General features: G+C 65.6%; 18 protein-coding genes. 12 read left to right on the top strand and 6 right to left on the bottom strand.

All coding sequences use genetic code 11. The features are described 5' to 3' along the window. Positions 1 to 11: 11 nt before the first annotated feature. On the bottom strand, positions 12 to 1,034 hold the full coding sequence (locus tag BMX43_RS04065; RefSeq protein ID WP_091298949.1) for a GlxA family transcriptional regulator: 1,023 nt from the start codon (positions 1,032 to 1,034) through the stop codon (positions 12 to 14). Between the two features lie 141 nt (positions 1,035 to 1,175). Between BMX43_RS04065 and BMX43_RS04060 the strand changes: the two genes are divergently transcribed. Continuing rightward, positions 1,176 to 2,546, top strand: a complete 1,371-nt coding sequence (locus BMX43_RS04060; protein WP_091297389.1) for a class II 3-deoxy-7-phosphoheptulonate synthase — start codon at positions 1,176 to 1,178, stop codon at positions 2,544 to 2,546. A gap of 265 nt (positions 2,547 to 2,811) precedes the next feature. On the opposite strand, the gene BMX43_RS04055 is transcribed toward BMX43_RS04060, so the two are convergent. Further along, positions 2,812 to 3,942, bottom strand: coding sequence for a Gfo/Idh/MocA family protein (locus tag BMX43_RS04055; RefSeq protein WP_091297385.1), 1,131 nt, complete (start codon positions 3,940 to 3,942; stop codon positions 2,812 to 2,814). Between the two features lie 88 nt (positions 3,943 to 4,030). Between BMX43_RS04055 and BMX43_RS04050 the strand changes: the two genes are divergently transcribed. The 5 genes from BMX43_RS04050 to iolB all read left to right on the top strand — a co-directional run bounded on the left by BMX43_RS04050 (position 4,031) and on the right by iolB (position 10,499). Further along, positions 4,031 to 4,861, top strand: coding sequence for a MurR/RpiR family transcriptional regulator (locus BMX43_RS04050; protein WP_091297381.1), 831 nt, complete (start codon positions 4,031 to 4,033; stop codon positions 4,859 to 4,861). A 120-nt stretch (positions 4,862 to 4,981) separates the two neighbouring features. After that, positions 4,982 to 6,889 carry a bifunctional 5-dehydro-2-deoxygluconokinase/5-dehydro-2-deoxyphosphogluconate aldolase gene (locus BMX43_RS04045; protein ID WP_091297378.1) on the top strand — a complete coding sequence of 636 codons (1,908 nt, stop codon included), beginning with the start codon at positions 4,982 to 4,984 and terminating at the stop codon, positions 6,887 to 6,889. After that, positions 6,886 to 8,712: a 3D-(3,5/4)-trihydroxycyclohexane-1,2-dione acylhydrolase (decyclizing) gene (gene iolD, locus BMX43_RS04040; protein WP_091297374.1), complete on the top strand. Its 1,827-nt coding sequence runs from the start codon at positions 6,886 to 6,888 to the stop codon at positions 8,710 to 8,712. Before BMX43_RS04045 ends, iolD begins: the two co-directional genes overlap by 4 nt. 11 nt (positions 8,713 to 8,723) lie before the next feature. After that, entirely contained in the window at positions 8,724 to 9,620 is an 897-nt protein-coding gene (gene iolE / locus BMX43_RS04035; protein ID WP_091297370.1) for a myo-inosose-2 dehydratase, read from the top strand. Between the two features lie 72 nt (positions 9,621 to 9,692). Next, positions 9,693 to 10,499, top strand: a complete 807-nt coding sequence (iolB, locus tag BMX43_RS04030) for a 5-deoxy-glucuronate isomerase (protein ID WP_091297366.1) — start codon at positions 9,693 to 9,695, stop codon at positions 10,497 to 10,499. A 6-nt stretch (positions 10,500 to 10,505) separates the two neighbouring features. Here iolB and BMX43_RS04025 read toward each other — a convergent pair whose 3' ends face one another. Continuing rightward, positions 10,506 to 10,865 (bottom strand): response regulator, encoded by a 360-nt coding sequence (locus tag BMX43_RS04025; RefSeq protein ID WP_091297363.1) that lies wholly within the window; start codon positions 10,863 to 10,865, stop codon positions 10,506 to 10,508. 172 nt (positions 10,866 to 11,037) lie between these two features. Between BMX43_RS04025 and BMX43_RS04020 the strand changes: the two genes are divergently transcribed. Beyond that, the gene (locus tag BMX43_RS04020) at positions 11,038 to 12,069 is read left to right on the top strand and encodes a sensor histidine kinase (protein ID WP_091298946.1); all 1,032 of its coding nucleotides are present in this window, start codon (positions 11,038 to 11,040) and stop codon (positions 12,067 to 12,069) included. Here BMX43_RS04020 and BMX43_RS04015 read toward each other — a convergent pair whose 3' ends face one another. The 3 genes from BMX43_RS04015 to mazG all read right to left on the bottom strand — a co-directional run bounded on the left by BMX43_RS04015 (position 12,070) and on the right by mazG (position 15,069). Further along, entirely contained in the window at positions 12,070 to 13,008 is a 939-nt protein-coding gene (locus BMX43_RS04015; protein ID WP_425431780.1) for a nucleoside hydrolase, read from the bottom strand. 141 nt (positions 13,009 to 13,149) lie between these two features. Then, positions 13,150 to 14,157, bottom strand: coding sequence for a Fe(3+) ABC transporter substrate-binding protein (locus BMX43_RS04010; protein WP_091297356.1), 1,008 nt, complete (start codon positions 14,155 to 14,157; stop codon positions 13,150 to 13,152). Between the two features lie 57 nt (positions 14,158 to 14,214). Then, positions 14,215 to 15,069, bottom strand: coding sequence for a nucleoside triphosphate pyrophosphohydrolase (mazG, locus tag BMX43_RS04005; RefSeq protein WP_091297353.1), 855 nt, complete (start codon positions 15,067 to 15,069; stop codon positions 14,215 to 14,217). A 66-nt stretch (positions 15,070 to 15,135) separates the two neighbouring features. On the opposite strand from mazG, the gene BMX43_RS20130 reads away from it, so the two are divergent. From BMX43_RS20130 to BMX43_RS03980, 5 genes are all read left to right on the top strand, one after another. Continuing rightward, complete coding sequence (locus tag BMX43_RS20130) at positions 15,136 to 16,296, top strand: M20 aminoacylase family protein (protein WP_091297348.1); 1,161 nt, start codon at positions 15,136 to 15,138, stop codon at positions 16,294 to 16,296. Positions 16,297 to 16,309: 13 nt separating this feature from the next. Next, positions 16,310 to 17,056, top strand: a complete 747-nt coding sequence (locus BMX43_RS03995) for a YoaK family protein (RefSeq protein ID WP_175482016.1) — start codon at positions 16,310 to 16,312, stop codon at positions 17,054 to 17,056. 78 nt (positions 17,057 to 17,134) lie between these two features. Continuing rightward, the gene (locus BMX43_RS03990; protein ID WP_091297341.1) at positions 17,135 to 18,532 is read left to right on the top strand and encodes an aminotransferase; all 1,398 of its coding nucleotides are present in this window, start codon (positions 17,135 to 17,137) and stop codon (positions 18,530 to 18,532) included. Positions 18,533 to 18,642: 110 nt separating this feature from the next. Then, positions 18,643 to 19,608 (top strand): agmatinase, encoded by a 966-nt coding sequence (gene speB, locus BMX43_RS03985; protein WP_091297338.1) that lies wholly within the window; start codon positions 18,643 to 18,645, stop codon positions 19,606 to 19,608. Beyond that, positions 19,605 to 20,063: a DUF1499 domain-containing protein gene (locus BMX43_RS03980; protein ID WP_091297334.1), complete on the top strand. Its 459-nt coding sequence runs from the start codon at positions 19,605 to 19,607 to the stop codon at positions 20,061 to 20,063. The genes speB and BMX43_RS03980 overlap by 4 nt, the downstream gene beginning before the upstream one ends. Positions 20,064 to 20,088 lie beyond the last annotated feature (25 nt).

Raw genomic sequence — 20,088 nt, 5'->3', positions numbered from 1 at the left:
CCGCGCGCGCCTCAGATCGACAGGCGCACGCCGACCCCGGGCACATTGCCCTGCGTGCCGCGCTCGCGGTAAGGCGTGGTGTTGTAATGGCTGCGGTAGCATTTCGAGAAATGCGAGGGCGAGGCAAAGCCGCAGGCCAGCGCCACGTTGATCACGCTCATATCCGTCTGCATCAGCAGGTTGCGCGCCTTTTGCAGCCGCAGTTCCATGTAGTAACGCTTGGGGCTGCGGTTCAGATAGCGGCGGAACAGGCGTTCAAGCTGGCGGGTGGACATGCCGACATCCTCGGCCAGATCGGAGGGGGAAAGCGGGTCTTCGATGGCGCCTTCCATCATCTGGATGACCTGGCTCAGCTTGGGATGGCGCACGCCGATGCGGGTGGGGATCGACAGGCGCTGCGTGTCCTGATCGGTGCGGATGGAGTTGTAGATCAACTGGTCGGCCACGGTATTGGCCAGATCCTCGCCATGATCGGCGGCGATGATCTTCAGCATCAGGTCGATGGAGGCGGTGCCGCCTGCGGTGGTCAGCCGGTTGCCGTCGATCACGAAGACCGATTTGGTCAGCTTCACTTCCTCGAATTCCTCAAGAAAGCCGTCCTGATTCTCCCAGTGGATGGTGGCTTTCTTGCCGTCGAGCAGCCCGGCCTTGGCCAGTGCATAGGCGCCGGTGCACAACCCGCCGATGGCGGCGCCGCGCCGCGCCTCGCGCCGCAGCCAGGCGATGATGGCGCGGGTGGTGGCGCGGGCCACGTCGATGCCGCCACAGACCAGCAGCGTATCTTCGCGGTCGATCTCGTCCAGACCCATGTCGAGCTTGAAGGCCGCGCCATTGGAACAGACCGCGACATCGCCGCCTTCGCCCGCCAGTTTCCAGGAATAGATATCATGCCCGGCGAGACGGTTGGCGATGCGCAGCGGCTCGATCGCGCCGGCGAAGGACAGCATGGTGAAGCGGTCGAGCAACAGGAAAATGAAGCGGCGCGGTGCAGCCTCTTTCGTCACAGGGGTGGCTTTGCGCTGGGGGCTGGACATGATGCGACCTGTTTGCGTCGGTTTCGTCGCATCTAGGCAGGATTTGACCTTCTGTTCAAGAGGCGGGACGGTGTGCCCCATTGCTTTTCCCGGGCAAATATCTATAGGGCAGGCGATACCGCTAACGGACGGAGGAGAGCCATGACCAAAGCCTGGTCGAAATCGGATTGGCGCGCGAAACCGCGGGTGCAGATGCCGGATTATCCGGATCAGGCTGCGCTGCAGGGGGTCGAGGCTCAACTGGCGAAATATCCTCCGCTCGTCTTTGCCGGAGAGGCGCGGCGTCTGAAGAAAGAGCTGGCACTGGCGGCAGAGGGCAAGGCCTTCCTGCTGCAAGGCGGCGATTGCGCCGAAAGCTTTGCCGAATTCAGCGCCGACAATATCCGCGACACGTTCCGCGTGATGCTGCAGATGGCGGTAGTGCTGACCTATGGCGCCAAGGTGCCGGTGATCAAGGTGGGCCGCATGGCGGGCCAGTTCGCCAAGCCGCGTTCGGCCCCGACCGAGGTGATCGGCGGCGTGGAATACCCGTCCTACCGTGGCGACATCATCAACGGTTTTGACGCGACGGTCGAGGCGCGGATGCCCGATCCGCAGCGGATGCTGCAGGCCTATACCCAAGCCGCGGCCTCGCTGAACCTGCTGCGCGCGTTTTCGACCGGCGGTTTCGCCGATATCCACCGCGTGCATTCCTGGACGCTGGGCTTCGCCGAACATGACAAGGCCGAACGCTATCGCGAACTGTCCAACCGCATCTCTGACGCGCTGGACTTCATGAACGCGGCCGGGGTCAATTCGGAAACCGCGCATGAGCTGAGCCGGGTGGATTTCTACACCTCGCACGAGGCGCTGCTGCTGGAATATGAAGAGGCGCTGTGCCGGATCGACAGCCTGACCGGCCAGCCGGTGGCGGGCTCGGGGCACATGATCTGGATCGGCGACCGCACGCGGCAGCCCGATGGCGCGCATGTGGAATTCTGCCGCGGTGTGCTGAACCCGATCGGGCTGAAATGCGGGCCGTCCACCACGGCGGAAGACCTGAAGGTGCTGATGGCCAAGCTGAACCCGGCGAACGAGGCGGGGCGGCTGACGCTGATCGCGCGGTTCGGCGCGGGCAAGGTGGGCGATCACCTGCCGCGGCTGATCAAGGCGGTGCGCGAAGAGGGCGCCAATGTCGTGTGGTCCTGCGACCCGATGCATGGCAACACGATCAAGGCGGCCTCGGGCTACAAGACCCGGCCCTTCGATTCGGTGCTGCGCGAAGTGCGCGAGTTCTTCGCGATCCACAAGGCCGAGGGCACGATCCCCGGTGGCGTGCATTTCGAGATGACCGGCAAGGACGTGACCGAGTGCACCGGCGGCCTGCGCGCGGTGACCGACGAGAACCTGTCGGACCGCTATCACACCGCCTGCGACCCGCGGCTGAACGCCTCGCAATCACTGGAACTGGCCTTCCTTGTGGCCGAAGAACTGACAGCACGGCGCGAAGATCAGCGCCGCGTGGCTATGTAAGGCGCAACCGCGCCGGATCGGACAGGACAGGCGGGGGAAACCCCGCCTTTCTTTTTTGACTTGCGCCGCCTGCGGCGTCGCCGTTCATGGGGCGCTCGCGCCCCCTCTTGGCCTGCGGCCAATTCACCCCCGAGGATATTTAGGAACAGAAAATGCAGGAAGGGCGGGCTCTTGCCTATTTTCTGTTCCTAAATATCCTCGGGGGGAGGCCCGCAGGGCCGTGGGGGGCAGACAGCCCCCCTGCGACGCTGGTGCCTTGCGCAGGTTACAGGGGGATGCGCGCGCCGCCGTTGCGGGCGGAGTCGGCGATGGCGTGAATCACGCGTTCGATGCGCAGGGCGTCGTCGAAGCTGGGATGGGCCGGTTCGGCCCCGGCAATGGCGCGCAGCAGGGCGGCGCATTCGATCACCTTCAAGTCATTGAAGCCCAGTTGATGGCCGGGGGCCGGGCAGAATTCGCCGTAGGGCGGATGGGTGGGGCCGGTGAGGATGGTCTTGAAACCCTGTTCGGCCTTTGGCCCTTCATTCTGGTAGATCTGCAATTCGTTCATGCGTTCCTGATCGAAGACGATCATGCCCTTGGTGCCATGCACCTCGAATCCCAGCCGGGATTTGCGGCCCCAGGCGGAGCGCGAGATCACCAGGCTGCCCTGCGCGCCATTGGCGAAACGGAGGAGGACCGAGGCGGCATCCTCGTTTTCCACCACGCCGCGTCCCGATCCGTCGGGCAGCGGGCGGGTTTCGTGAATGGTCTGCATGTCGGCGATCAGCGAGGTGATCGGGCCCATGATGCCATGCGCGAAGGAGACGAGATGGGTGCCGATATCGCCCAGAGCGCCCAGACCGGCCTCGGCGAGTTTGGCGCGCCAGCTCCACGGCAGATCGGGGTCGGCCTGATAGTCTTCGTCGACCCAGCCACGAAACTGAACGAGGCGGCCGATAGCCCCGGCGGCGATCAGGCGTTGGGCATGGGTGAAGGCGGGGTTTTTCAGGTAGTTGTAGCCGACCAGCGTGACCACGCCACGGGCGCGGGCGGCCTCGGCCATTTCCTCGGCCTCGGCCAGGGTCAGCGCCATCGGCTTTTCGCACCAGACATGCTTGCCTGCGGCAATCGCGGCCAGCGCCATGCGGTGATGCAAGCCGTTGGGCGTGGTGATCGAGACGACATCGACGGCGGGATCGGTGACCAGCGCCTGCCAGTCGTCGGTGGCGCGGGCGAAGCCGAATTGCGCGGCCAGCGCCTGCGCCCTGTCCAGCGGCGCGTCGCAGAGCAGCGCGAGGTCGGGCGTGGCGACATCGCCCATCATCCCGCCCAGAACCGCCTGCACATTGCGCCAAGCCAGTGCATGGGTCTTGCCCATGAAGCCCGTGCCGATTACCCCAACCCCCAGACGCATCGCCGAAACCCTCCCTCTGCATTCCGCTTGGAATATTTGTTCCATGCGTGCTAGCGTGAAGGGGTGCCCCTTTGTCAAGGATCATCGTATGGACCATGCCGAAACCTCGTCAAATGCCCCGGGCAGTGTGGAGGAATTCCGCGAGCGCTTGGCGGCGGTTTCGGATGGGCTGCCCAAGCGGTTGCGGCAATGCGCCGATTACATTTCGGCCAATACCGACCGGATCGCGGTGAGCACGGTGGCGGAACTGGCGGCGGGGGCGGATGTGCCGCCTTCGGCCTTGATGCGCTTTTGTCAGATCATGGGATTTTCGGGCTTTTCCGGGATGCAGAAGCTGTTCCGCGAGGTCTATGCGCCGGGCTGGCCGGATTATGCGACGCGGCTGAAAAACCTGAAGGACAACGGCTCGGGCAGCCCGGCGGCGCTGCTGGCGGAATTTGTCGAGGCGGGGCGGCTGAGCCTTGAGGCCTTGGCGAAAACGCTGGACGAGGGCGCGCTGGCGCAGGCGGTTTCGGTGCTCGCGGTGGCGGAGACGGTGCATGTGGTGGGGTTCCGCCGCGCCTATCCGGTGTCGAGCTATCTGGCCTATGTGTTTGAAAAAATGGCCGTTCCGGCGATGCACCATGATGGGGCAGGCAAGCTGGATCACCGCTTTGCCCTGCGGCCGGGCGATGCGCTGCTGGCGATCACCTTTGCGCCCTATTCCGAGGAAACGCTGGCGCTGGCGGCGGATGCGCGTGAACGGGGGCTGCCGGTGGTGGCGATGACCGACCGGCTGACCAGCCCGCTGGCCCGCCACGCCGATGCCATTCTGACAGTGCCCGAGGTGGATTTCGGCGCGTTCCGGTCGCTTTCGGCGACGATTGCCATGGCGCTGGCGCTGGCGGTGGCGGTGGGCACGGCGCGCGGCGAGGCCTGAGGCGGGTGATTCCAAAATAGCGCTTCCCCTGCGGCTAAAAATGGAATAAATATTCCAAAAAGCAGGAAGCTGCCTGAGTCTCCCGATCCGGGGGCGGCAGGCATCGCGGGGGGAGTTTGCATGAAAGCGCTGGATGTCATCACCATCGGCCGCGCGTCGGTCGATCTTTATGGCGCGCAGGTGGGCGGGCGTCTGGAGGACATGGGCTCGTTCCAGAAATATATCGGCGGCTCGCCCTGCAACATCGCGGCGGGCACGGCGCGGCTGGGGCTGAAATCGGCGCTGATTACCCGGGTCGGGGATGAGCATATGGGGCGCTTCATCCGCGAGGAACTGGCGCGCGAAGGCGTCGATGTGCGCGGCGTGTTGACCGACCGCGAGCGGCTGACGGCGCTGGTGCTGCTGGGCATCCGGGACGAGACGCAGTTTCCGCTGATCTTTTACCGCGAAAACTGTGCCGATATGGCGCTGTGCGAGGAGGATATCGACCCCGCGTTGATCGGCGATGCGCGGGCGGTGGTGGCAACGGGCACGCATCTGAGCCACCCGCGCACCGAGGCGGCGGTGCTGAAGGCCTTGCGGCTGGCGCGCGAGACCGGGGCGCAGACGGCGCTGGACATTGATTACCGCCCGAACCTGTGGGGGCTGGCGGGCCATGGCGATGGGGAAAGCCGGTTCATTGAATCGGCGGCGGTGACGGCGAAATTGCAGGGCACGCTGCATCTGTTCGATCTGATCGTGGGGACGGAAGAAGAGTTCCACATCGCGGGCGGATCGACCGATACCATCGCGGCGCTGCGGGCGGTGCGGGCGGTTTCCGGTGCGGCGCTGGTGTGCAAGCGGGGCGCTGCCGGGGCGGTGGCCTTTACCGGCGCGATCCCGGACACGCTGGACGAAGGCGAGGCCGGGCCGGGCTTTCCGATCGAGGTGTTCAACGTGCTGGGCGCGGGCGACGGTTTCATGTCGGGGCTGATCAAGGGCTGGCTGGACGGCGAAACCTGGCCGGTCGCGCTGACATACGCCAATGCCTGCGGGGCCTTTGCGGTCAGCCGGCATGGCTGCACCCCGGCTTACCCGAGCCTTGCGGAGCTGGAGTTCTTTCTGAAACGCGGCGTGGTGGAAAAGGCGCTGCGCAAGGATGCGGCGTTGGAGCAGGTGCATTGGGCGACCAACCGGCACAAGGACTGGTCCACCATGCGGGTGTTTGCCTTTGACCACCGGATGCAACTGGAGGCGATGGCGGGGGCGACGCCGGAAAAGATTGGCGCTTTCAAACAGTTGTGCCTGAAAGCTGCGATGCAGGTTCAAGATGGGCGGCCGGGCTATGGCATCCTGTGCGACAGCCGGTTGGGGCGCGAGGCGCTGTATGCGGCGGCGGGCACCGGGCTGTGGATCGGGCGGCCGGTGGAATGGCCGGGCTCGCGCCCGCTGGTGCTGGAACCCGAGATCGGGCCGGATTTCGGCGGCGTGCAGGAATGGCCGCTGGAGCATGTGTGCAAGGTGCTGTGCTTCTATCACCCCGACGACACGCCCGAGATGAAGGCGGAGCAGGAGGCGACGGTGCTGCGCCTGTTCCACGCCTGTCGGCGTAACCGGCTGGAAATGCTGCTGGAAATCATCCCGTCCAAGGTGGCGGCGGTGGATGACGACACCTCGGCCACGATCATCCAGCGGTTCTATGATCTGGGGGTGTACCCGGACTGGTGGAAGCTGGAGCCGTTCACCAATGCGGCAGCGTGGGAGAAGGCCTGTGCCGCGATCACCCGCAACGACCCGCATGTGCGCGGCATCGTGGTGCTGGGGCTGGATGCGCCGCTGGATCAACTGGCCGCCAGTTTCGCGGTGGCGGCGCGGCAGGATCTGGTGAAGGGCTTTGCGGTGGGCCGCACGATCTTTGCCGAAGCGGCGCGCGAATGGCTGGGCGGGCGGATGTCCGACGCGGCGGCGGTGGCCGATATGGTGGCGAAATACCAACAACTCTGCGGCGTCTGGGACGCGGCGCGCGCAAGCAAGGAACTGGCAGCATGACGACGATCCGGCTTACCGCCGCGCAGGCCATGGTGAAATGGCTTTCCGTGCAGATGACGGAAGAGGGCGAGCGGTTCATCGAGGGCATCTGGGCGATCTTTGGCCATGGCAATGTGGCGGGGATCGGCGAGGCGCTGTATCACGCGCAGGACGTGTTTCCGACATGGCGGGGGCATAACGAACAGACCATGGCGCATACGGCGATTGCCTATGCCAAGACCATGAAGCGCAAGCGGGCGATGGCGGTCACAAGCTCCATCGGGCCGGGGGCGCTGAATCTGGTGACGGCGGCGGCGCTGGCGCATGTGAACCGGCTGCCGGTGCTGTTCATCCCCGGCGATGTGTTTGCCAATCGCGCGCCCGATCCGGTGTTGCAGCAGATCGAGGATTTCGACGATGGCATGGTGTCGGCGAATGACTGTTTCCGCCCGGTGGTGCGCTATTACGACCGGATTTCGCGGCCCGAACATATCCTGACCGCGCTGCCCCGCGCCCTGCGGGTGATGACGGACCCGGCGAATTGCGGGCCGGTGTGTCTGGCCTTCTGTCAGGATACTCAGGCCGAAGCCTATGATTACCCGGTGGAATTCTTCACGCCCAAGGTGTGGCATATCCGGCGGCCCGAACCGGATCAGCGCGAGCTGGAAGCGGCGGTGGCGGCGATACTGGCGGCGGAGCGGCCCTTGATCGTGGCGGGCGGCGGGGTGATCTATTCTGAGGCCGAGGCCGATCTGCTGGCCTTTGCCAAGCGCCACAACATCCCGCTGGTGGAGACGCAGGCGGGCAAGGGCGCCATCGACTGGGAGGAGCCGCTGCATTTCGGATCACCCGGGGTGACCGGCACGGGCTGTGGCAATGCGCTGGCGGCGGCGGCGGATCTGGTGATTGGCGTCGGCACGCGGTTTCAGGATTTCACCACCGGAAGCTGGACGGTTTTCAGCGCGCCGGGGCGCAAGATCCTGTCGATCAACATTCACGGCTATGATGGCGCCAAGCGTGGGGCGCAGGCTTTGGTGAGTGACGCGAAGGTGGCGCTGGCAAAGATCAGCGCGGGCTTGGGCGCCAAGCGCTTTGCCGACCCGGATTTCGCCAGCCGGGCGGCGTGGTTTGCCACCACCGATGCGCTGTTCGCGGCGCCAGAAGGCAATGCCCTGCCGACCGATGCGCAGATCATCGGCGCGGTGACGCGGGCGACGGGGAAGGAGTCGGTCATCATGTCGGCGGCGGGCACCATGCCGGGCGCGCTGCATGTGCTGTGGCGGGCGGCGGCGGGCGGATACCATATGGAATATGGCTTTTCCTGCATGGGATACGAGGTCGCCGGGGCCATGGGCATCAAGATGGCGGCGCCGGACAAACATGTGGTCTGCATGGTGGGCGATGGCAGCTATATGATGGCGAACAGCGAGCTGGCGACGGCGGTGATGATGGCGGTGCCCTTTACCGTCGTGCTGACCGACAACCGGGGTTACGGCTGCATCAACCGGCTGCAGCAGGGCTGCGGCGGCGCGCCGTTCAACAACATGCTGGACGACAGCTATCATGTGAACCCGGCGCAGATCGACTTTGTGGCCCATGCGGGCTCCATGGGGGCGATTGCGAAGAAGGTGGGGTCGGTGGCCGAGCTGGAGGCCGCGATGGCCGAGGCCAAGGGCGCCAGCCTGCCGACGGTGATCCTGATCGAGACGGACTCGGTGCCGGGCACCGGCGCGGGCGGGACGTGGTGGGATGTGGCGGTGCCGGAGGTTTCCGTCCGCCCGCAGGTCAATGCCGCGCGCGAGACATATGTGACGAACACCGCCCGCCAGTGGCTGGGCAACTGAGAGCAAAGACCATGATCCAATTCGGAACCAACCCCATCGCCTGGGCCAATGACGACGACCGCAGCATCGGCGCCGATATTCCCACCGCGCGCATTCTGGACGAGGCGGGGCGCCAGATCGGCTTTGACGGCATCGAGAACGGCCACCGCTGGCCGGATGACCCGGAGGAATTGCGCGCGCTGCTGGGCCGTTACGGGCTGAAGTTCATCTCGGGCTGGTATTCGACCGAGCTGCTGGTCCGGTCTGTGGAAGACGAGATCGCGGCGGTGCAAGGGCATCTGGCGAAGCTGAAGCATAATGGCTGCAAGGTCTGCATCGTGTGCGAAACCTCCAACGCCATTCATGGCGATGCGGGCAAGCCGGTGAATGACCGGCCCGTGCTGAGTGCTGAGGAGATGGTGGCGTTTGGCGCGAAGCTGGAGGCCTTTGCCGCTTATCTGGCGGGCGAGGGTGTGACGCTGGTCTATCATCACCACATGGGGACCATCGTGGAATCCCCCGAGGAGATCGACGCGCTGATGGCGGCAACCGGGCCTGCGACGCATCTTCTGTTCGATGCCGGGCATTGTGCGTTCGGCGGCGGCGATCCGGTGGCCGTGTTGACGAAACATGTGGGGCGGGTGCGGCATTTCCATGCCAAGAACATCCGGCCCGCCGTCACCGCCAGGGTGCGGGCCGAGGGGATGAGCTTTCTGCAGGGCGTGGTGGCCGGGGCGTTTACCGTGCCGGGCGATCAGGAGGGCGGCGTGGAGTTCGGGCCGCTGCTGAAGATCCTCGCTGGGGCGGGCTATGATGGCTGGATCGTGATCGAGGCGGAGCAGGATCCGGCGGTGCGCAACCCGTTGCTGTATCAGACTCTGGGGCTGGCGACGTTGAAGCGCCTGGCACGGGATGCGGGGCTCGTCTGAGAGCGGTTGGACCGGGGGTTTCACACCCCCGGACCCCCGTGGAGTATTTTTGCCAGGATGAAGGGGCAAGGAATGGGCGATCTGCTGGTGAAGCCGAGCGGGGCACACGGGAAGGTGCATGATGTGACGCCCGAAAGCGCGGGCTGGGGCTATGTGGGGTTCGGGCTGTACCGGCTGGAACCGGGCGAGCAGGTGGCGGAAGCGACCGGCGGGCGCGAGGTGATCCTTGTGCTGGTGGAGGGCAAGGCGAAGCTGACCGCCGGGGGCGCAGATTTCGGCGAGATGGGCGACCGGATGGATGTGTTCGAGAAGACGCCGCCGCATTGCCTGTATGTGCCCAATGACAGCGATTGGAGCGCGGAGGCGACCACGGTCTGCACGCTGGCGGTGTGTTCGGCGCCGGGCAAGGGCGGGCATGGGGCGCAGCGGCTGGGGCCGGAGGGGATCGCGCTGACACCGCGCGGCAAGGGCGCGAATACCCGGTTCGTGAACAACATCGCCATGGAGGCGCGCGAGGTGGCGGACAGTCTGCTGGTGACCGAGGTATTCACGCCGTCCGGAAACTGGTCCAGCTATCCGAGCCACCGGCATGACGAGGATGATTATCCGCACATGACCTATCTGGAAGAGAGCTATTACCACCGGCTGAACCCGGCGCAGGGGTTCGGGGTGCAGCGGGTTTATACCGAGGATGGCACGCTGGACGAGACCATGGCGGTGCAGAACCACGACGTTGTGCTGGTGCCGAAGGGGCATCATCCCTGCGGCGCGCCCTATGGATATGAGCTGTATTATCTGAACGTCATGGCCGGGCCGCTGCGCAAATGGCGGTTCAAGAACGACCCGGATCACGACTGGATCTATCAGCGCGATCTGTAAGGCGGATCAGGCGCCCACGATGATCAGCCGCAGCGGCAGGCCCGCTGCGGCCTGTTGCAATTCGGCGGCGACCAGATCGGGATCGGGCAGCGGCGGCGCGAAGGCGCAGATATGGCCGGTGTAGCCGAGCGCTTGCAGCTTTTCGATCACTTCCAGCGCGTCGAAGCCGGGGCGCAGCAGGGGCAGCGCCACGCAATCGGGCTGGGCCAGGGCCAGCAGGCCCGCGCCCAGTTGCCGGAAACGGATGGCCAGTACGCGCGGCGGCGGATCGAGCGCTTCGATCAGCGGCAGGGCCTCGGGCGCCTCGATCACCAGAACGCTGCGCGGGGGGGCGGTGTCGGCGCCGTAGAAGAGAGGCTGGTCCATCGGTCGGCTCCGGGTCGTCAGGCGGGGGGAATGCTGTCGCATCGCTGTTACGGGCCGCGGTGTAGCTCTCGCCGATTGAGAGATAGGACCGGGCGGCGGCGGGTGCAAGGGCGGTTGCCTTGGCGGCGCGGTGCGGGCAGAACGGCAGGAACAGGCGCAGGGGGGCGGGGCGATGGAGACGGCAGAGCGCGAGGCGATACTGGCGGCGGTGCCTTTGCCGATGATCCATATCGCCGAGGACTGGCGGCTGGCGGCGGCCAATGCGGGCGGGCGGGCGCTGGTGGGGGCAGCGGCGCTGGGGCGGCATTACGGTCTGGCGCTGCGCCAGCCTGCGCTGGTGGAGGCGATCGAGGCGGTGGGGCGCGGGGCTGCGGCGCGCGAGGTGCGATATGCGGTGTCGCCCAGCGTGGCCGAGCAGGTCTGGCGGGTGACGGTGGCCCCGGCGCCGGGCGGCGGCGCGATCTGCAGCTTTCTGGATATCACCGAGCAGGAGCTGATTGGCCAGTTGCGCCGCGATTTCGTGGCCAATGTCAGCCACGAGCTGCGCACGCCGCTGACCGCGCTGCTGGGCTTTATCGAGACCTTGCAGACCACCGCCAAGGATGACCCGGTGGCGCGCGAGCGGTTTCTGGCGATCATGGCGCGCGAGGCGGGCCGGATGACGCGGCTGGTGAAAGACCTGCTGTCGCTGAGCCGGGTGGAGGCGGAAGAACGCCAGCGCCCGGCGGGATCAGTCGATCTGGCGGGGCTGCTGTCAGGCACGCTGTCGGCGCTGCGCCCGGTGGCCGAGGCGGCGGGGGTGGAGCTGGAATTGCTGGGGGGGGCCGAGCCGCTGGCGATCCGCGCCGATGCCGATCAGCTGACGCAGGTGTTTCACAATCTGGTGGAGAACGCGGTGAAATATGGCGGCAGCGGCAAGCGCGTCAGCGTGCGGCTGGAACGGGTGGCGGTGGATCCGGGGCTGCGCGGGCCGGGGGTGATGGTGCAGGTGCAGGACCGGGGCGAGGGGATCGACGCGATCCACCTGCCGCGGCTGACCGAGCGCTTCTACCGGGTGGATGCGCATCGGTCGCGCGCGCAGGGCGGCACGGGGCTGGGGCTGGCGATCGTCAAGCATATCGTGAACCGCCATCGCGGGCGGCTGCGCATCGAAAGCGAGAAGGGCAAGGGCAGCACCTTTACCGTGGTGCTGCCGCTTGCGTGATCAGAGCCGCCCGATCCGGTCGATCAGCAGGGTGTAGAAGCCGTCGGCATCCAGATCGCCGATGAACAGCGCATTGGCCGGGCGGTCGGTGACGCCCCACCAATCGGCCACCGTCATGCCCAGCGTCAGGGCCGAGGTGGTTTCGATTTCCACGTTGATGTGGCGGCCTTTGAACAGCGCGGGGTCGATCAGATAGGCGATGACGCAGGGATCATGCAGCGGCGCCCCTTCGGAGCCGTATTTCTGCATGTCGAAGCGTTCGAAGAAATCTGTCCATTCGGCGACCATGCGGCCCGGTTCGGTGCCAAGGGCGCGGAACGCCTCGATCCGGGCGCGGGTGGTGAGGGCCTTGTGGGTGACATCAAGCGGCATCACCACAAGCGGGATGCCGGATTTGAACACGATTTCAGCGGCTTCCGGATCGACATAGATGTTGAATTCGGCGGCGGGGGTGATGTTGCCCACCTCGAAATAGGCGCCGCCCATCAGCACGATCTGCTGCACGCGACCGATGATGTCGGGGGCGCGGCGGAACGCCTCGGCGATATTGGTCAGCGGGCCCAGCACGCAGAGCGTGACGGTGTGGGCCGGTTCGGCGCGCAGCGTGTCGATCAGGAAATCGACGGCGTGCTGCGGTTGCAGCGGCATGGTGGGCGCGGCGAGTTGCGGGCCATCCAGCCCGGTCTTGCCATGGACATGTTCGGCGGTGACCAGTTTGCGGGCCAGCGGGCGGTCGCATCCGGCGAAGACGCGGGTTTCCGGCTTGCCGGCCAGTTCGCAGATGATGCGGGCGTTCTTTTCGGTCAGCGCCAGCGGCACATTGCCCGCAACGGCGGTGATGCCCAGCACAGTCACATCCTCGGGGCTGGCCAGCGCCAGCAGGATGGCCACGGCGTCATCCTGACCGGGATCGGTGTCGATGATGATCTTGCGGGGCATGTGGGTCATGGCTCTCTCCTGTCGGGCGGAGAAAAACCGATGGGGCGGGATTTGTCCACATGGTAAAACAGGCAAACTCATGTGCAGGCACATGAAATACGGGCGCAGCAAGAGGCGCTGCGCCCGCGTTGTATTTATGTCTCAGGAGCCGGCGTCGAAGTCGATCTCTTCCATGATCTTCAGCGCCTCGGCGCGGTGGGCGGCGATGTCGGTCAGCGCCAGCGTATCGGGGGTGAAGCTGCCCCAGCTGGCCACCAGCGCCGAAGCGGCGACGCCCGGTTTCACCGGAAACTCATGGTTGGTTTCGGCATAGATCTTCTGGGCGGCGTCGGAGGACAGCCATTCCATCAGCTTCAGCGCCGCGGCCTTGTTCGGGGCGGATTTGGTCATCGCCACGCCCGAGACGTTCATATGGGTGCCCGCACCTTCAAAGGTCGGGAACACGATGCGGACCGAGTCGGCCCAGGCCTTCTGTTCCGGGTCGTTGACCATCTGGCCCATGTAATAAGTGTTGCCGAGCGAGATGTCGCATTCGCCCGCCCAGATCGCCTTGACCTGATCGCGGTCGCCGCCATCGGGTTTGCGGGCGAGATTGGCCTTCAGGCCTTCGGCCCAGGTCTTGGCGGCCTCGGCGCCATGATGGGCGATATAGGCCGACAGCAGGGCGATGTTGTAATCATTGGTGCCCGAACGGGTGCAGATCTTGCCCTTCCATTTCGGGTCGGCGAGGTCTTCATAGGTGGTTACGGCGCCATCGGCCACGCGCTCTTTGCTGGCATAGACGATGCGGGCGCGGGCGGTCAGGCCGAACCAGAGGTCGGCCTTGTCGCGGAACGCCTCGGGGATATTGGCCTCCAGCACGTCGGATTGCACCGGCTGCACCACACCGGCCTCGACGATCTGGGTCAGGCGGGCGATATCGACGGTCAGCACCAGATCGGCGGGCGAACGGTCGCCTTCGGCCACCAGACGTTCCACCATGCCTTTTTCGACAAAGGCCACATTGGTGGTGATGCCGGTTTCGGCGGTGAAGGCATCCAGCAGCGGCTGGATCAGGCTGGGCTGGCGATGCGAATAGATGTTCACTTCGTCAGCGAAAGCCGGAAGCGCGGTGCTGCACAGCGCAAGGGCGAGAAGGGCGCGGTTCATTTCTGACCTCTTTCGTCGGGTTTATGGCGTCGCTTAAACCCGACAATTTTACTTTGGTCAATCACCTGTTTGCGCGCGGGCCTTTTCTTCGGCCTTGGCGCGGTTCCACAACGCATCCATTTCCGCCAGATCGGATTGCGCGGGGCTGCGGCCCGCCTCGGCCAGCCAGTCTTCTATGCGATTGAAGCGGCGGGTGAATTTGGTGTTGGCGGCGCGCAGGGCGGCCTCGGGGTCCACCTTCATGTGGCGGGCGAGATTGGCCATGACGAAGAGCAGATCGCCGAATTCCTCGGCGACCTCGGCCTGGGTCAGACTGTCGCGCGCCTCATGCAATTCGCGCGCTTCTTCGGTGATCTTGTCGATCACTTCTGCGGTAGAGGGCCAGTCGAATCCCACGCGGGCGGCGCGGTTTTGCAGTTTGACCGCGCGGGTCAGGGCGGGCAGGGCCTGCGCCACGCCGTCCAGCACGCGGGACTCATCCCTCGCGGCGCGTTCGGCGGCTTTCACGCGTTCCCAATCCAGCGTCTGCTGGGCGGCGGTCTTGTCGCGGCTTTCGTCGCCGAAGACATGGGGGTGGCGGGTCAGCATCTTGTCGGAGATCGCCTGAACCACGTCTTCAAAGGTGAAAAGCCCGGCATCTTCGGCCATTTGCGCGTGGAAGACGGATTGGAACAGCAGGTCGCCGAGTTCGGATTTCAGCTCGTCCCAAGCCTCGCGGGCGATGGCGTCGGCCACCTCATGCGCCTCTTCCAGCGTATAGGGGGCGATGGTGGCGAAGGTCTGTTCGATGTCCCAGGGGCAGCCGTCGGGCGCGCGCAGGCGGGCCATGATTTCCAGCAGGCGGGACATTCCTGCCGTCGGGTCACGCACGAGGGCGTCGCTTTCGGCGCGGGGACGGGGGCGATGGGGCATTGCGGCGGCTCCGGTTTTCGGCTTCCCTGCGGGCTTAAACTTGAATTTGGTGAGGAGTCCACCGTCATGCCCGTTCTCAACCGCATCGCCGACTTTGCCGAGGAGATGAAGGGCTGGCGGCGGTATCTGCACCAGCACCCGGAGCTGGAGTTCGACTGCCACGAGACGGCGGGGTTCATTGTGGAACGGCTGCACGAGATCGGGGTGGACGAGATTCATGCCGGAATCGCCCGGACCGGGGTGGTGGCGATCATCAACGGCACGGGCGAGGGGCCGACGATCGGGCTGCGCGCCGATATGGATGCGCTGCCGATCGAAGAGCTGACCGGGGCCGACCATGCCTCGACCATTCCCGGCAAGATGCACGCCTGCGGCCATGACGGGCATGTGACCATGCTGCTGGGCGCGGCCAAGTATCTGGCGGAAACCCGGCGCTTCAAGGGCCGGGTGGCGCTGCTGTTCCAGCCCGCCGAGGAAGACGGCGGCGGCGGCAATGTGATGGTGCAGGAAGGCGTGATGGACCGCTTCGGCATCACCGAGGTTTACGGCATCCACAATGCGCCGGGGATGCCGCTGGGGTATTTTCAGACCAATGGCGGGGCGTTGATGGCCTCAGTCGATACGGCGTTTGTCTATGTGACCGGCAAGGGTGGCCACGCCGCCACGCCGCATGACTGCGTGGACCCGATTGTCGCCGTGGTGGCCATGGTGCAGGCGGTGCAGACCATCATCACCCGCAATGTCTATGCGCTGGACGAGGTGGTGATTTCGGTGACGCAGATCCATGCGGGCACCGCCAGCAATATCATCCCGGAAGAGGCGATGTTCTGCGCCACGATCCGCTGTTTCAACCCCGAGGTGCGCAAGCTGTTGAAAAAGCGGTTCCACGAGATTGTCGAGGGACATGCGGCGGCCTTTGGCGTGACGGCGCGGGTGGAGTATGACTGGGGCTATCCGGCGACGGTGAACCATCCGGCGCAAGCTGCCTTTGCCGCCGAGGTGGCGCGCGAAGTGTCGGGCGACGCGGCGGTGAATGCCGAGGCGCCGCGCGAGATGGGGTCGGAGGATTTCAGCTATATGCTGGAGGTGCGTCCGGGCGCCTATCTGTTCATGGGCATGGGGCCGGGGGCGGGGCTGCATCACCCGGCCTATGATTTCAACGACGAGGCGGCACCGATCGGGGCCAGTTTCTTTGCGCGGCTGGTGGAGCGCGCGCTGCCGCTGTGACCGGGGGCCCGCAATGAAGCCGATCCAGCAGAGCCATCTCGGGCGGCCCGTGCAATCGGCGCGGGCGCTGGTGGGGCATCGCCGGTCGGCGGGCAGCGATCTGGCGCTGGCCACGGTTCTGGCGGCGATTGCCGGGGCGGCCAATGCGGGCGGTTTTTTCGCGCTGGGGCAATATACCTCGCATATGACCGGCTATCTGTCGCAGATCGCCGACAATCTTGTTGTGCTGAATTTCCGGCTGGCGGCGATCAGCGTGCTGGCGATTGGCGCCTTTGTCTGCGGCGCGGCGTTCAGCACGGTGTTGATCAACTGGGCGCGGTTGCGCGATGCGCGGATGCAGTTCGCGCTGCCGCTGGCGGTGCAGGGCGGCTTCATGCTGTGTTTCGCGGGGGGCGGGATATTCACCACCGAGGCGGGGCGGCTGTTCTCGCTCGCCTGTCTGTGTTTCATCATGGGGATGCAGAACGCGACGATCACCAAGATTTCCGGCGCGCGCATCCGCACCACCCATGCGACCGGGATGATCACCGATATCGGAATCGAGATCGGGCGGGGCGCCTTTGGCTTGCTGTCGCCGCGGGTCCGGGTGGATCGGCGCAAGCTGGGCATCCTGCTGCGGCTGGTGGTGGCGTTTGTGGCGGGCGGCATCGTCGGCGCCTTTGGCTATGGGCATCTGGGTTTCCTGTTCTCGATCCCGCTGGCGCTGGTGCTGCTGGGGATCTCTTTGCCGACGCTGCTTGGCCGGTGGTCGGGCACCTAGAACATTCCGCTCGGTATGTTGAAACATTCTATTGGGTATGTTAGGCTGGTCGAAACCGGCAACCCAAGGACGCCCGACATGACCGTGCAATTCCCCCTGAACGCCCCCGATCTGCGCGCCCTGGACAAGGCGCATCACCTGCACCCTTGGGCGAATTTCGGGCCTTTCGAGGCGAAGGGCGCGCTGGTCATGGCGCGGGGCGAGGGGTGCTGGCTGTGGGATACCGAGGGGCGGCGCTATTTCGACGCGATCGGCGGCATGTGGTGCACCAATATCGGGCTGGGCCGACGCGAGATGGCCGAGGCGATTGCCGATCAGGTGCAGCACCTGGCCTTCGCCAATTCCTTTGTCGATATGACCAACGGCCCGGCGGCGCTGCTGGCGGCAAAGCTGGCCAGCCTCGCGCCCGGCGATCTGAACCGGGTGCATTTCACCACCGGCGGCTCGGACGCCGTGGATACGGCCTATCGGATGGTGCAGTATTATCAGAGCGTTATGGGCCGTCCTTCAAAGACCCAGATGATCGCGCGGGAGTATAGCTATCACGGCTCCACCTATATCTCGCAATCCATCGGCAAGCGGCCCGGCGACCGGGTGCCGTTCTTCCGCTACAAGGAGGACGGCATCCACCATCTGACCGCGCCCAACGCTTACCGTGCGCCGGATGGCATGGGTGAGGCGGCGTTCTGCGACTGGCTGGTGGCGGAGTTCGAGGCCAAGCTGGCCGAGATCGGGCCGGAAAACGTGGGCGGCTTCTTTGCCGAACCTGTGCAGGCCAGTGGCGGGGTGATCGTGCCGCCTGCGGGCTATCTGCCGCGCATGGCCGCGATCTGCCGCCAGCATGACATCCTGTTCGTGGCCGACGAGGTGGTGACGGCCTTCGGGCGGCTGGGGCACTGGTTTGCGTCCTGGGAGGAATTCGGCGTGCAGCCCGACATCATCACCTGCGCCAAGGGGCTGACCTCGGGCTATCTGCCGCTGGGCGCGTTGATCTTTACCGACCGGATCTGGGAGGCCATGGCGGCGGACGGGGCGCGCTGGTTCACCAGTGGCTTCACCTATTCCGGCCATCCGGTGGCCTGTGCCGCGGCGCTGAAGAACATCGAGATCATCGAGCGCGAAGACCTGCTGGGCAATGCCACCCGCATCGGCACGCTGTTCGAGGCCCGGATGAAGGCGCTGGAGGCTTTGCCGATGGTGGGGCAGGTGCGTGGGCGCAAGCTGATGGTCTGCGTGGAAAACGTGGCCGACAAGGCGACGAAGGCGCTGCTGCCCGAAGAACTGGACGTGGGCACCCGCATCGCCGACACCTGCGAGGCGATGGGCCTGCTGGTGCGGCCGATGGGCCATCTGAACGTGATGTCGCCGCCCTTGATCCTGACCGCGACCGATGTCGATCTCATCGGCGATACGCTGGAGGCGGCGATCCGGCAGGTGGCCGACGCGTTGGTGCGCGAGGGCGTGCGGCTGGGCTGATTTGATCAAACGACTTGACTTTGGCCGGGCCTTGGCCAAAGTCGCCCCACCCGGATCCGGCGCGTCTCCGATGACCAAATGACGACCGCTTTTCTTGAGAGGAGCGTTCCATGGCCCTTGAAGATGCCAAGACGCAAGTTGACACCGCCTTCACCCGCAAGGGGCTGCGCGGCTATGCCTTTGAAAACGCCTTCGGTGGCGCCACGTCTTTCCTGCGGCGGACCTATACCAAAGACCTGACCGGGGTCGATCTGGCGGTAACCGGCGTGCCCTTCGATCAGGCGGTGACCCACCGCACCGGCACCCGCTTTGGCCCCCGCGCGATCCGCGAGGCATCGAGCCTGCAACCCTATGATCCGCCGCATGGCTGGGGCACCGATCCGCTGGCAGAGCTTTCGGTCATCGACTATGGCGATCTGGCGTTTGATTACGCCAAGACCGCCGATTTCCCGGATCGGCTGACCGACCATATCCGCACCATTCTGGCGGCGGGGGCGGGCTCGGTCACGCTGGGCGGTGACCATTACATCACTTACCCGATCCTCAAGGCCTATGCCGAGAAGTTCGGCCCGATGAGCGTGATCCATTTCGACGCCCATTCCGACCTGTGGGAAGATGACGATCTGAGCCGCATCGACCATGGCACGATGATGTACAAGGCGGTGAAGACCGGGCTGGTGGACCCGAAACGCTCGGTCCAGATCGGCATTCGCACCTTCTGCGAAGATTATCTGGGCATGAACGTGATCGACGCGCGCGAATGTCACGAAATCGGCGTGGCGCGGATTGTCGAAAAGGTAAAGGCCATCGTCGGCGACAATCCGGTTTACCTGACCTTCGATATCGACGCGCTGGACCCGGCCTTTGCCCCGGGCACCGGCACGCCGGTCTGGGGCGGGCTGGCAAGCTGGCAGGCGGCAGCGATTCTGCGTGACCTTGCGGGCATCAATATCGTCGGCGGCGATGTGGTGGAGGTGTCGCCCCCCTATGATACCACCGGCGCCACCGCGATTGCCGGGGCCCATGTCGCCTATGAGATCATCTGCCTCTATCACTGGGCGAAGACCCGCAGATGAAATGGATCGCGCTCGTCACCTTTGGCCTGCCGCTGCTGGCGCTGCTGTGCTTTGCCACCTTCGTGCGGCTGGCCCCGATGGACCCGGCACGCTGGCATGTGGGGCTGGAGGTGCCGATGCGCACCGGCAAGCCGAATGATCTGCGCCTCCGGCCCGAGGGCGGCGAGATCGCCGCCCCGGTCTTCGCCGAGCCGCCCGAGGCGCTGGCCGCGCGGATCGCGGCTCTGGCGCTGGCCGAACCGCACACCCTTCTGCTGGCGGGCAGTGCCGCCAGCCAGCACATGACCTTCGTGCAACGCTCGGCGCTCTGGGGCTTTCCCGACATCATCACGGTGGAAACCCTGGCCGTGCCCGGTGGCAGCACGCTGCGCCTGTGGTCGCGGTCGCGCTTTGGCTATTCCGACATGGGGGTGAACCGCGCGCGCGCCAGCCGCTGGCTTGCAGCGCTGCGCTGATCCTTCATCTTGGCCTAAATATCCC

Source organism: Gemmobacter aquatilis, from assembly GCF_900110025.1.
In the GTDB taxonomy this organism is placed as follows: domain Bacteria; phylum Pseudomonadota; class Alphaproteobacteria; order Rhodobacterales; family Rhodobacteraceae; genus Gemmobacter; species Gemmobacter aquatilis.
Note: the sequence above shows the minus strand (reverse complement) of the source record. Positions and strands in the feature narration are given on the sequence as shown.

Bases quoted from the DNA above. Each gene is read 5' to 3' on its own strand.
- BMX43_RS04065 (WP_091298949.1), bottom strand. From the start codon at position 1,034: ATGTCCAGCCCCCAGCGCAAAGCCACCCCTGTGACGAAAGAGGCTGCA.
- BMX43_RS04060 (WP_091297389.1), top strand. From the start codon at position 1,176: ATGACCAAAGCCTGGTCGAAATCGGATTGGCGCGCGAAACCGCGGGTG.
- BMX43_RS04055 (WP_091297385.1), bottom strand. From the start codon at position 3,942: ATGCGTCTGGGGGTTGGGGTAATCGGCACGGGCTTCATGGGCAAGACC.
- BMX43_RS04050 (WP_091297381.1), top strand. From the start codon at position 4,031: ATGGACCATGCCGAAACCTCGTCAAATGCCCCGGGCAGTGTGGAGGAA.
- BMX43_RS04045 (WP_091297378.1), top strand. From the start codon at position 4,982: ATGAAAGCGCTGGATGTCATCACCATCGGCCGCGCGTCGGTCGATCTT.
- iolD (WP_091297374.1), top strand. From the start codon at position 6,886: ATGACGACGATCCGGCTTACCGCCGCGCAGGCCATGGTGAAATGGCTT.
- iolE (WP_091297370.1), top strand. From the start codon at position 8,724: ATGATCCAATTCGGAACCAACCCCATCGCCTGGGCCAATGACGACGAC.
- iolB (WP_091297366.1), top strand. From the start codon at position 9,693: ATGGGCGATCTGCTGGTGAAGCCGAGCGGGGCACACGGGAAGGTGCAT.
- BMX43_RS04025 (WP_091297363.1), bottom strand. From the start codon at position 10,865: ATGGACCAGCCTCTCTTCTACGGCGCCGACACCGCCCCCCCGCGCAGC.
- BMX43_RS04020 (WP_091298946.1), top strand. From the start codon at position 11,038: ATGGAGACGGCAGAGCGCGAGGCGATACTGGCGGCGGTGCCTTTGCCG.
- BMX43_RS04015 (WP_425431780.1), bottom strand. From the start codon at position 13,008: ATGCCCCGCAAGATCATCATCGACACCGATCCCGGTCAGGATGACGCC.
- BMX43_RS04010 (WP_091297356.1), bottom strand. From the start codon at position 14,157: ATGAACCGCGCCCTTCTCGCCCTTGCGCTGTGCAGCACCGCGCTTCCG.
- mazG (WP_091297353.1), bottom strand. From the start codon at position 15,069: ATGCCCCATCGCCCCCGTCCCCGCGCCGAAAGCGACGCCCTCGTGCGT.
- BMX43_RS20130 (WP_091297348.1), top strand. From the start codon at position 15,136: ATGCCCGTTCTCAACCGCATCGCCGACTTTGCCGAGGAGATGAAGGGC.
- BMX43_RS03995 (WP_175482016.1), top strand. From the start codon at position 16,310: ATGAAGCCGATCCAGCAGAGCCATCTCGGGCGGCCCGTGCAATCGGCG.
- BMX43_RS03990 (WP_091297341.1), top strand. From the start codon at position 17,135: ATGACCGTGCAATTCCCCCTGAACGCCCCCGATCTGCGCGCCCTGGAC.
- speB (WP_091297338.1), top strand. From the start codon at position 18,643: ATGGCCCTTGAAGATGCCAAGACGCAAGTTGACACCGCCTTCACCCGC.
- BMX43_RS03980 (WP_091297334.1), top strand. From the start codon at position 19,605: ATGAAATGGATCGCGCTCGTCACCTTTGGCCTGCCGCTGCTGGCGCTG.